Source organism: Nitrosomonas sp. Nm51, assembly GCF_900111165.1.
Lineage (GTDB): Bacteria > Pseudomonadota > Gammaproteobacteria > Burkholderiales > Nitrosomonadaceae > Nitrosomonas.
On sequence record NZ_FOGH01000012.1, the window covers coordinates 63,930 to 73,041 of the forward strand.

General features: G+C 48.0%; 9 protein-coding genes. 5 read left to right on the forward strand and 4 right to left on the reverse strand.

What is annotated here, in order from left to right:
- Nucleotides 1–6 precede the first annotated feature (6 nt).
- Entirely contained in the window at nucleotides 7–603 is a 597-nt protein-coding gene (locus tag BMY60_RS06365) for a hypothetical protein (RefSeq protein WP_090332248.1), read from the reverse strand.
- A 427-nt stretch (nucleotides 604–1,030) separates the two neighbouring features.
- Here BMY60_RS06365 and BMY60_RS06370 point away from each other — a divergent pair, with 427 nt between their 5' ends.
- A complete protein-coding gene (locus BMY60_RS06370; protein ID WP_090332268.1) occupies nucleotides 1,031–1,756 on the forward strand; it encodes a dienelactone hydrolase family protein in 726 nt (241 codons plus the stop codon).
- A gap of 113 nt (nucleotides 1,757–1,869) precedes the next feature.
- On the forward strand, nucleotides 1,870–2,976 hold the full coding sequence (locus BMY60_RS06375) for a GGDEF domain-containing protein (protein WP_090332249.1): 1,107 nt from the start codon (nucleotides 1,870–1,872) through the stop codon (nucleotides 2,974–2,976).
- 1 nt (nucleotide 2,977) lies between these two features.
- On the opposite strand, the gene pyrC is transcribed toward BMY60_RS06375, so the two are convergent.
- Together pyrC and rsmI are read right to left on the reverse strand one after the other, a co-directional pair.
- Entirely contained in the window at nucleotides 2,978–4,036 is a 1,059-nt protein-coding gene (pyrC, locus tag BMY60_RS06380) for a dihydroorotase (RefSeq protein WP_090332250.1), read from the reverse strand.
- Between the two features lie 99 nt (nucleotides 4,037–4,135).
- Nucleotides 4,136–4,987, reverse strand: coding sequence for a 16S rRNA (cytidine(1402)-2'-O)-methyltransferase (rsmI, locus tag BMY60_RS06385; protein WP_090332251.1), 852 nt, complete (start codon nucleotides 4,985–4,987; stop codon nucleotides 4,136–4,138).
- Between the two features lie 3 nt (nucleotides 4,988–4,990).
- Between rsmI and BMY60_RS06390 the strand changes: the two genes are divergently transcribed.
- Together BMY60_RS06390 and BMY60_RS06395 are read left to right on the forward strand one after the other, a co-directional pair.
- On the forward strand, nucleotides 4,991–6,112 hold the full coding sequence (locus tag BMY60_RS06390) for a penicillin-binding protein activator (protein ID WP_256250726.1): 1,122 nt from the start codon (nucleotides 4,991–4,993) through the stop codon (nucleotides 6,110–6,112).
- Nucleotides 6,113–6,127: 15 nt separating this feature from the next.
- The gene (locus BMY60_RS06395; RefSeq protein WP_090332253.1) at nucleotides 6,128–6,466 is read left to right on the forward strand and encodes a YraN family protein; all 339 of its coding nucleotides are present in this window, start codon (nucleotides 6,128–6,130) and stop codon (nucleotides 6,464–6,466) included.
- A gap of 12 nt (nucleotides 6,467–6,478) precedes the next feature.
- On the opposite strand, the gene BMY60_RS06400 is transcribed toward BMY60_RS06395, so the two are convergent.
- Nucleotides 6,479–7,219 carry a pteridine reductase gene (locus BMY60_RS06400; RefSeq protein WP_090332254.1) on the reverse strand — a complete coding sequence of 247 codons (741 nt, stop codon included), beginning with the start codon at nucleotides 7,217–7,219 and terminating at the stop codon, nucleotides 6,479–6,481.
- A gap of 99 nt (nucleotides 7,220–7,318) precedes the next feature.
- Between BMY60_RS06400 and BMY60_RS06405 the strand changes: the two genes are divergently transcribed.
- Nucleotides 7,319–8,557 carry a class I SAM-dependent methyltransferase gene (locus BMY60_RS06405; protein ID WP_090332256.1) on the forward strand — a complete coding sequence of 413 codons (1,239 nt, stop codon included), beginning with the start codon at nucleotides 7,319–7,321 and terminating at the stop codon, nucleotides 8,555–8,557.
- Nucleotides 8,558–9,112 lie beyond the last annotated feature (555 nt).

Here is a 9,112-nt window from a genome sequence, read left to right on the forward strand (position 1 = left end):
GAAGAATCAGTCGTCATCATGATCATCGTCATCATCATGATCATCGTCGTCATCATCATGATGATGATGGTAGTGATCGTCATGGTAACGATGGTAATGTTTCATTGCTGAATTGTTTCCGGAGAAAGCGACTCTCCAGTTATCTGAATTTCCACGGCGGTCCATATGTACGGTCAGGTATGATCCGTTATATTCCACACACGGAATAATGAGCAGACCACGCGCAATGTCGACGGTTGAAATACATTTGTCTACAGTGACTGTTTTAATTTCGAAGCAGTTCGATATATCGACCGTAACGGTGTCGACAAAAGGGCTGCCATCGCTATCAAGTGGATGGATCGTGACAACGGCGTAATCATGTTTGACAACCACATCGGTTGCGGTGCTGAGCAGAGCGGTTACATCGTTGCCGGCAGGATCGAGTAATGGCGGCGCTGTGCACTGATCGAGCGCACCGGTATGCAGATCCTTAACAATCAAACCGCCATCGGCAATAAAGATACGGTCACGCTTGACGACGACCTGTTCCGCCCATGCGGTGTTTATCACTGCAAAAAAAATAATAAAAATTGAAAATGGTTTGATGCGCAAATCATGCATTGTTTGTATAACTCCTGTTAATTTATGATCCCTGCGCTGCTGAGAGCGGTCGGAATGAGAATGAATTTATATGATTTCTACAAGGCCGGATTGATAACGTGCCGGTCAATCTCGCACCGCTTCGTGTATAATTTTCCCATGGTGCGAATTATAAAGGAATGCATGTCAAACTGAACAAATTTTTATAATGACGTAACAGAATTTTTTCGAGTGCATACGGGTGTGATATCAAATTTCAAGTGATCGATTCCTGTCAAAAATTGTTTCAGGACAGCCGACCGCGTTAGGCGTTAGCCGTCTGCAGCGACAGTTCGCGAATGGCTACCGGCTTCGAGTCTTTGTTTGCGATTGAATATTCCGGGTGTCGTTCTGGTTGATGAAGAACGGCGAAAAATTGAAAATGGAAATTGAAGAAGGACTGAACACTATGATTACACAAACAATCGATTATCAGGATGGAGATACGTTGCTTGAAGGCTATCTGGCCTATAAAGACGATGCGGTTATACCAAAACCAGCTGTGCTTGTGGCGCATGACTGGAGCGGGCGGCGTGAATTTGCTTGTAAAGCTGCCGAGAGAGTGGCAGCAATGGGGTATGTCGGTTTTGCGCTAGATATGTACGGAAAGAGCGTGTTTGGCAAAGACGGAGATATCGAAGGAAATAGTGCATTAATGCGTCCGTTTGCAGACGACCGGACACTGCTTAGACGCAGGATAACAGCGGCGCTGCAGGCAGCTCGGAATCTGCCGTATGTCGATGTTTCGAAAGTGGCGGCTATGGGCTATTGTTTTGGTGGCATGTGCGTATTGGAATTGGCGCGTTCGGGTGCCGATGTGAGCGGAGTGATCAGCATTCATGGCATATTCGCGCCGGGGGATGTTGCGAACGAAGCGATAACCGCCAAGGTATTGTGTCTGCATGGACATGACGATCCCATGGTGCCGCCAGAGCAGGTGTTGGCGTTTGAACAGGAAATGACCGAGTCTAACGTAGACTGGCAGGTGCATGTGTATGGCGGCACCATGCATGCTTTTACCAATCCTGTGGCAAATAACCCCGGTTTTGGGACGGTTTACAGAGAAACGGCGGCGAATCGCGCTTACCAGTCAGTCGCTGGTTTTTTGCAAGAAATCTTTGAAATCTCTGGATGATAGTGCGAAACAACACGGCAATGAGATTTTGATTGTTGTTATGGCTGTTATAACCCGACTTACCTATATCATGTAATGAAAAACTAAAGATCTTTTTGATAACAGGTGACTGTGTGGCTGAATATTCTTCAAAGATTGATGTTCAGAAAAAAGAAAAAATTCCTTCTTTGCTGGATAAACTGGCCTCGTTAACGACGATACGGGACATCGAACTGTTTGAACTCAGTCTGTTGAAAACCATGGCGGAGTTACTGAAAATAAAGCAGATTTCAATGTATAAACTAAGTCAGGATTATTCAAGGTGCGGTTTGATCGTGTATTCAATGCCATCATCGGAAGATGGCCTTAAACAGTGTTTGTCCGAATCCCGGACGATTGATGCAACGGAGATCGAAACACCCGAAGAGATCAGGTCTGTACTGAACCGGGTAGATAAAACCAGAAAACCGTTTATAAATGATCAAAATGAATGTTATTCGATTATCTATCCGGTCAAGAGTGAACAAAAGATAGAGAGCCTGTTGTCTTTTGAGCTTCCGCATTCTCTAACCAATAGTGAGGTGCTGGTCATCAGCAGCCTGCTGGCGATTGCGGATAACTTTCGCAAGCTGCTGGACGAAAATCAGAAAGACAAACTGACCGGTTTGCTAAACCGCCATACATTTGAGCAGAGTATCGACAAAATTCAGGCCTTGTCACTGAATTTTGATACCAATGGCCTTTTGAAACAGGTTGATGAGGACAAACGGAAAGCGCAGGAGGAATTGGAAAAATATTGTCTGGCTATCATTGATATCGATAATTTTAAACAGATCAACGATCGCTTCGGACATATTATCGGAGACGAGGTGTTGTTGCTGTTATCATATATTATGAAACAAAATTTCCGCGCCAAGGACCTGCTGTTTCGTTTTGGCGGAGAAGAATTTGTTGTAATTTACCGTGTTCAATGCAAAGAAGAAGCGCAAACTGTTCTGGAGCGGTTTCGTAAAGTTACCGAGGATTATCGTTTTCCACAGGTTAATTCGGTGACAATCAGCATTGGTGCGACATATATTGATAAAAACAGTCTGCTTGCAGCAGAAATAATCGGTAATGCTGACAAGGCCCTGTATTTTGCAAAAAATAATGGAAAAAATCAAACCCATTTTTATGAAGACCTTATCCAATGCGGGCATTTGGTAGAACATGAAGAAACGGGAACAGTCGATTTCTTCTGATTTAAATGTCATGCTCTGATGCAGTCAATTTCCAGTTAAGCTGCTCGCCCGCGCAAATCGGTACCAGTGTGTCTGTAGCGTAACGGATCACTTCAGGAATCCGCCAGGTGATCCTGCTGAGCGTAATTGATGCCTTGTTTCGCGGTAATTGATAAAAATCGGCACCGTTGAAGCTTGCAAACGCTTCTAGCTTGTCCAGCGCGCCTGCCTGTTCAAACGTTTCCGCATACAATTCCATGGCGGCGTGTGCCGTGAATATGCCCGCGCAACCGCAACTGTTTTCTTTCAGCATGCGCGTATGCGGCGCGCTGTCGGTGCCGAGAAAAAATTTTTTATTTCCGCTGGTCGCGGCCCTGATCAACGCCTGACGGTGATTCTCACGCTTCAGTATCGGCAGACAGTAATAATGCGGGCGCACGCCTCCCAGGAATAGCGCATTGCGGTTATAGCGCAGGTGGTGCGCGGTTATCGTGGCGGCAATGTTGTCGGGCGCACCGGATATGAACGCCACAGCATCCTGGGTTGTAATATGTTCCAGCACAATGCGAAGCTCCGGAAAACGGTAAATTAACGGTGCCAGTATGTGGTCGATGAAAATTTTTTCTCTGTCGAATATATCAACATCTGGATCGGTAACTTCGCCGTGAATCAGCAGCGGCATATTGTTTTTCTGCATTGCTTCCAGCGTGGCATAGCTGCGTGTGATATCAGTGACGCCTGCATCGGAATGGGTTGTGGCGCCCGCGGGATAAAGCTTGACACCGTGAATGCGGCCGCTGTCTTTTGCGCGTAGAATTTCGTCGGGTTTGGTATTGTCGGTTAAATAAAGCGACATCAGCGGCTCAAAGGTGTTGTTGAGATTGCCGGGTAATGCTGCCAGAATGCGCTGCCGGTATGCCAATGCCTGGTCTGTCGTTACAACAGGCGGCTTCAGATTCGGCATGATGATGGCGCGCCCGAATTGCCTGGCGGAGAAAGGCAGTACTGCCTGCATTTGTGCATCATCGCGCAGGTGCAGGTGAAAATCATCAGGTCGGGTGATTTGCAGTGTATGAGGCATATCCAAACAGAATTACATAATTACATTAGAGGGTGTTAAAAAAACGGTTACAGGACACAGAAGTCACAGTATACGCAGTGTGTTCTATCAGTTGCAAAGTCAGCTTTTTAGTGACAGGGCGATCTGATATAAAGCACTCCTGTTTTCTCCAGAGATTTCGGCGGTCAGTTTCACGGCCTGTTTCAAAGGCAATTCCGCCAGTAACACCCTGAGCGTGTTTCGTGCTTGTTTGCTGATACGGGGTTTTTCTTCAGCTTGCGCACCACAAACCAACAGAACGAATTCACCTTTTTGACGGTGACTGTCGGCATTTATCCACATGACTGCTTCATCGAATGTGCAGGTATGAATGGTTTCAAATAATTTGGTCAACTCACGGGCGATAGTTAACTGGCGCTGTGCGCCGAAAATGGCGGTCATGTCAGTAAGGCATTCAAGAATACGGTGCGGCGCCTCATAAAAAATCAATGTGTATGGTGATGCAGCAAGTGCGGCCAGCGCGCGCTGGCGCAGACCGGCTTTTGCTGGCAAAAAGCCATAAAACAAAAAGTGCGGGTTTGTAATGCCTGCTGCGGACAGTGCGCAGATGGCCGCATTAGCGCCCGGTATCGGTATAATTGTAAAGCCATGCTCGCGAACACGCTGCACCAGCAGTGCGCCGGGATCGGAGACGGCCGGCGTGCCCGCATCGGTAAGCAATGCGATGGATTTTTCCGCTGCTAAAAAAGCGAGAATTTTGTCGGCTGTATTTTTTTCATTATGTTGATGCAGAGCAACCAGCTTGGTGTTTTTTACAGTGATACGATGATGCGATAATAAGTGCATCGAATTTTGAGTGTGTTCGGCTGCGATGACATCAACAAGGCCAAGTATCTGTATGGCGCGCAGGCTGATGTCGTTGAGGTTTCCTATTGGCGTTGCTACCACATATAATGCACTTTTAACTGACATAAAATGATTACAATGCGACGCTTTTACATCGTGCGTTTTTATCTTGTTATCTGGCTGGGGTGTATAACACTATACGGCAGCCAGTCTGTTTTTGCTACTCACCCGGAGGGGTATTTTCCGGATGCTGCCTCGGCGCCCATGCCGGGTTATACAGTGGTGCCGCATGTTGCGCTGATTCTGCCGCTGCAGTCACAGACATTCGGTACGGCGGCGGAAATGGTAAAACAGGGTTTTACTGTTGCGGCGGAACGCGAAGAAGCGTTACCGCTGATGGTGCGCATTTATTCGACAACGGATGATCCGCTGGATGTTTTGATCACGTACCATCAGGCGCTGGATGCCGGCGCCGTATTTATTGTTGGTCCGCTCACACGGAACGGGGTTACGGCGCTAGCTTCCAGTCATGTGGTCGCGGTGCCGACACTGGCACTGAATGCGACGGACAATGATATGATGCTGCCGCAGAATTTGTTTTTATTCGGCTTGCAGTCGGAGTCCGAAGCCGCTTATACAGCTGAAATAGCCCTGTCTACAGGAAAAAGCCATGTCATCGTCATAAAAGACGGCAGCGGATTGTCGCGGCGCCTGCAGAGGGCATTTGCCGACCGCTGGCTGTCCGAATTCGGCAATACGGCGGAATCGATCGAATACGAAGAATCGCAGTCTTTTTTTTCGCAATTGCGAAGATATACCGGTGGTGACGAGAATGTTGTTTTTTTGGCGCTGGATGCGAATAAAGCGCGCCGTATCAGATCCTATTTAAATCCGCAAACACCCGTGTATGCGACTTCACAGATTTTTGTCACCAGTCAGGATCCGTTGTTTAATCACGATCTCAACGGTATCCGGTTTGTGGATATGCCCTGGTTGCTGCAGCCCGATCATCCCGCCGTCATGGCCTACCGCAGCTCGGACAGAACAAGAGACAAGGATAGCGAGCGCCTTTTTGCGCTTGGTATCGATGCATTCCGGTTAATGCGACATATGCTGCAAATGCATTCGCCCTATGGTATAGCATTTGATGGCGTTACCGGCGACATCCGGTTTGCGGGACCGGCATATTTTATCCGCGAACCGGTCGCCGCAAAAATCGATGACGGCAAAGTCAAGGTCCTGGAAAAATGACGCTAATCCCGTTATATGAAAGGCAGTGATGCTGAACAAATGGCGGCAGCCTATCTGCTGCGCCAGGGCCTTGTGCTGAAAGCGCGAAATTACCGCTGCCGTTTTGGCGAAATTGACCTGATCATGTCTGAAGGAAAGCAGTTGGTTTTTATCGAAGTCAGAATGCGGGCCAGCGATGTTTTTGGCGGCGCTGCCGGTAGTATCACGGCGGCTAAACAAACCAGACTGTTGCGCGCGGCGCGGCATTACCTGTCCGGACTGGGTAGTATGCCTGCATGCCGCTTTGACGCAGTGCTGATTACGGGTGTGCGCAATCCGGTCATTCAATGGATCAAAAATGCATTTGGCGAATAATTGACCGGCTGATTACAAATGAATGCTTCGTCCACCATCCACCGCAATAATTTGACCCGTTATATATGGCGCATCATCAATTAAAAATTGCACGGTTTTTGCGATGTCGTCCGGTTCGCCGGTGCATTTTAACAATGTTCCCTGAATAATCTTTTCGCGCTGGTGAGTATCTGACCAGATACTGTTTTCGGGCCACATAATGGGCCCGGGCGATACACCGTTTACGCGCACATCGGGCGCCATTTCGAGCGCCAAAGATTTGGTAAGCGCCTGTAAACCGCCTTTCGCTGCGTTGTAGATGACAAAATTCTTCAACGGCCGCTCGGTATGGATGTCCACAATGTTGATCACGCAACCGCGTTGCGTCTTAAGATACGGTTCGGCCGCCTGTGTCAGAAATAACGGCGCCATCAGGTTGCTGCCGATCAGATCGTTCCATGCATCGGTTGTGCATGCAGACAACGGTGTTGCAAAAAAGCTGGAGGCATTATTGACTAAAACATCCAGATGATCGTGACGCGTTACAGTTTTTTCGATAAGATCCGGCAGCAGACCGGTATCCAGTAAATCTGCCTGTACCAGTGAAGCCGAATCGGCTCTTTTTTGATTAAGCTCATGTTGCAGTGCGCGCGCTTCTTCCATTGAACTGCGATAATGAATGACAATCACTGCACCCTGCGCATGAAGCCGCCGGCAAATTGCCGCGCCTACGCGTTTTGCCCCCCCTGTTACCAGAACAACTTTTCCTTGCACGGTGATCTCCCGTAAAATACTTGATAGTTATTTTGTGCGTTTTGAAAGCGCACAAATCAGATTTAAACTGCAATTTATCATAATGAAACTGATTTAACGATGTCTGTCGATACCACACACATAACCCGTTCAGCATTATCGAATTTGCCAACATGCGATGATATTGCTTTGACGCACAGTCGAAAACTGCAGTCGGTTATTCGCGACGCAATAGCATCTGCCGGTGGCTGGATTCCGTTTGCACGTTATATGGAATATGCGCTGTACCAACCCGGGCTCGGGTACTATAACGGCGGCGCCACAAAGCTGGGTGGCAGCGGCGATTTTGTTACAGCACCCGAAATTTCCGCATTATTCGGCTATACGCTGGCAACACAAGTACGGCAGATTTCCGATTGGGTTGCCGGACAAAACGGCGCCGCCGATATACTCGAGTTGGGAGCAGGTTCTGGCAAACTTGCGGTAGATCTGCTGCAGGAACTGGAGCGGCAGAATTGCCTGCCGCGACACTATTATATTCTCGAAGTCAGCGCAGAGTTGCGCGAGCGTCAACAACACCTGCTGGCCGATAAGATACCGAATTTGAAGACGCGCGTAAGCTGGCTTACGCAACTTCCCGATCAATTTGCCGGTACCATTCTGGCAAACGAAGTATTGGATGCGTTGCCTGTTCATTTAGTGAAATGGCAGGGCAATCAATGCTTTGAGCGGGGTGTTACCTGGGTGCAACATGATCGTGCCGGTGAGTTTGCCTGGGAAGACCGGCCGATCGACAATGAGGCGCTCGGAATGACTGCGTCGGCGTTGTCCAGGTTGATGACCCCGGAACAGCAGGTTGATTTTAGCTATATCAGCGAAATCAATCTGAACGCTGCGTATCTAATGCAAACCCTGGCAGGCATACTGTGTTCCGGTGCGGCGATACTGATCGACTATGGATTTGGCCAGGGCGAATACTATCATCCGCAACGCTATCAGGGTACACTCATGTGCCACTACCGGCATCATGTGCATCATGATCCCTTTTTCCTGCCTGGGTTACAGGACATAACCAGCCATGTCGATTTCAGTGCACTGGTCGCGGCAGTTGAGAATACGGATTTGTCATTACTGGGTTACACTACGCAGGCGCATTTTTTGTTAAATTGCGGAGCGACGGAGATACTCGCCCGGACGCCGGCGGAAGATGTGCAGAACTACCTGCCGCTGGCCAATCAATTGCAAAAGCTAGTCAGCCCGGCTGAAATGGGCGAGTTATTCAAGGTCATTGCGTTCGGTAAACAGACCACTGAACCGTTGATTGGTTTTGCCGGTGGAGACAGAACCCGGATGCTGTAAATTGTATTATTTCATTCTGATCTGACGGATAGTGTCAAACGGCAGTAAAAGCTGACGGTCGGATTTTGGCGGCAATCGGCCATCAACAGTCTGTCACCAGTTTCCAATAAACTGCTGGTGAACTTATAAAGCGATCACTCAGTAAATCTTAACTGCCGGAAAAGTTAATTTAGATGTGAGTTTCTCACGCCGTTGTTACTAAACTGAAGTTTCTTTTTTCCCTATGCGGCCATCCGCAATAATGCTTTGATGAAAGAATTTTGTTTGGGTTTGCCTGGTTAGATCAACTGATATCTTTGTTATACATTATAAACAACATGTTATTGTTATTTTTCCAGAAAAAACAATATTCTTACCCGTCTTGCCTTCCTCTTGCCTTCCCTTTTGGTACTTCAATTTTTAGGAGTCGTTCATAAATAACTGTAACACCTGGGCGCGTCTGGCGGGCACACTGCGGCGCCAGGGCAATCGGGCTTAAATTACTCCAATAATTCGTAGCAGATAATCATTATCCCAACCTGCCTTTAACCGTTTTGTTTTTACACCAACTTTTGA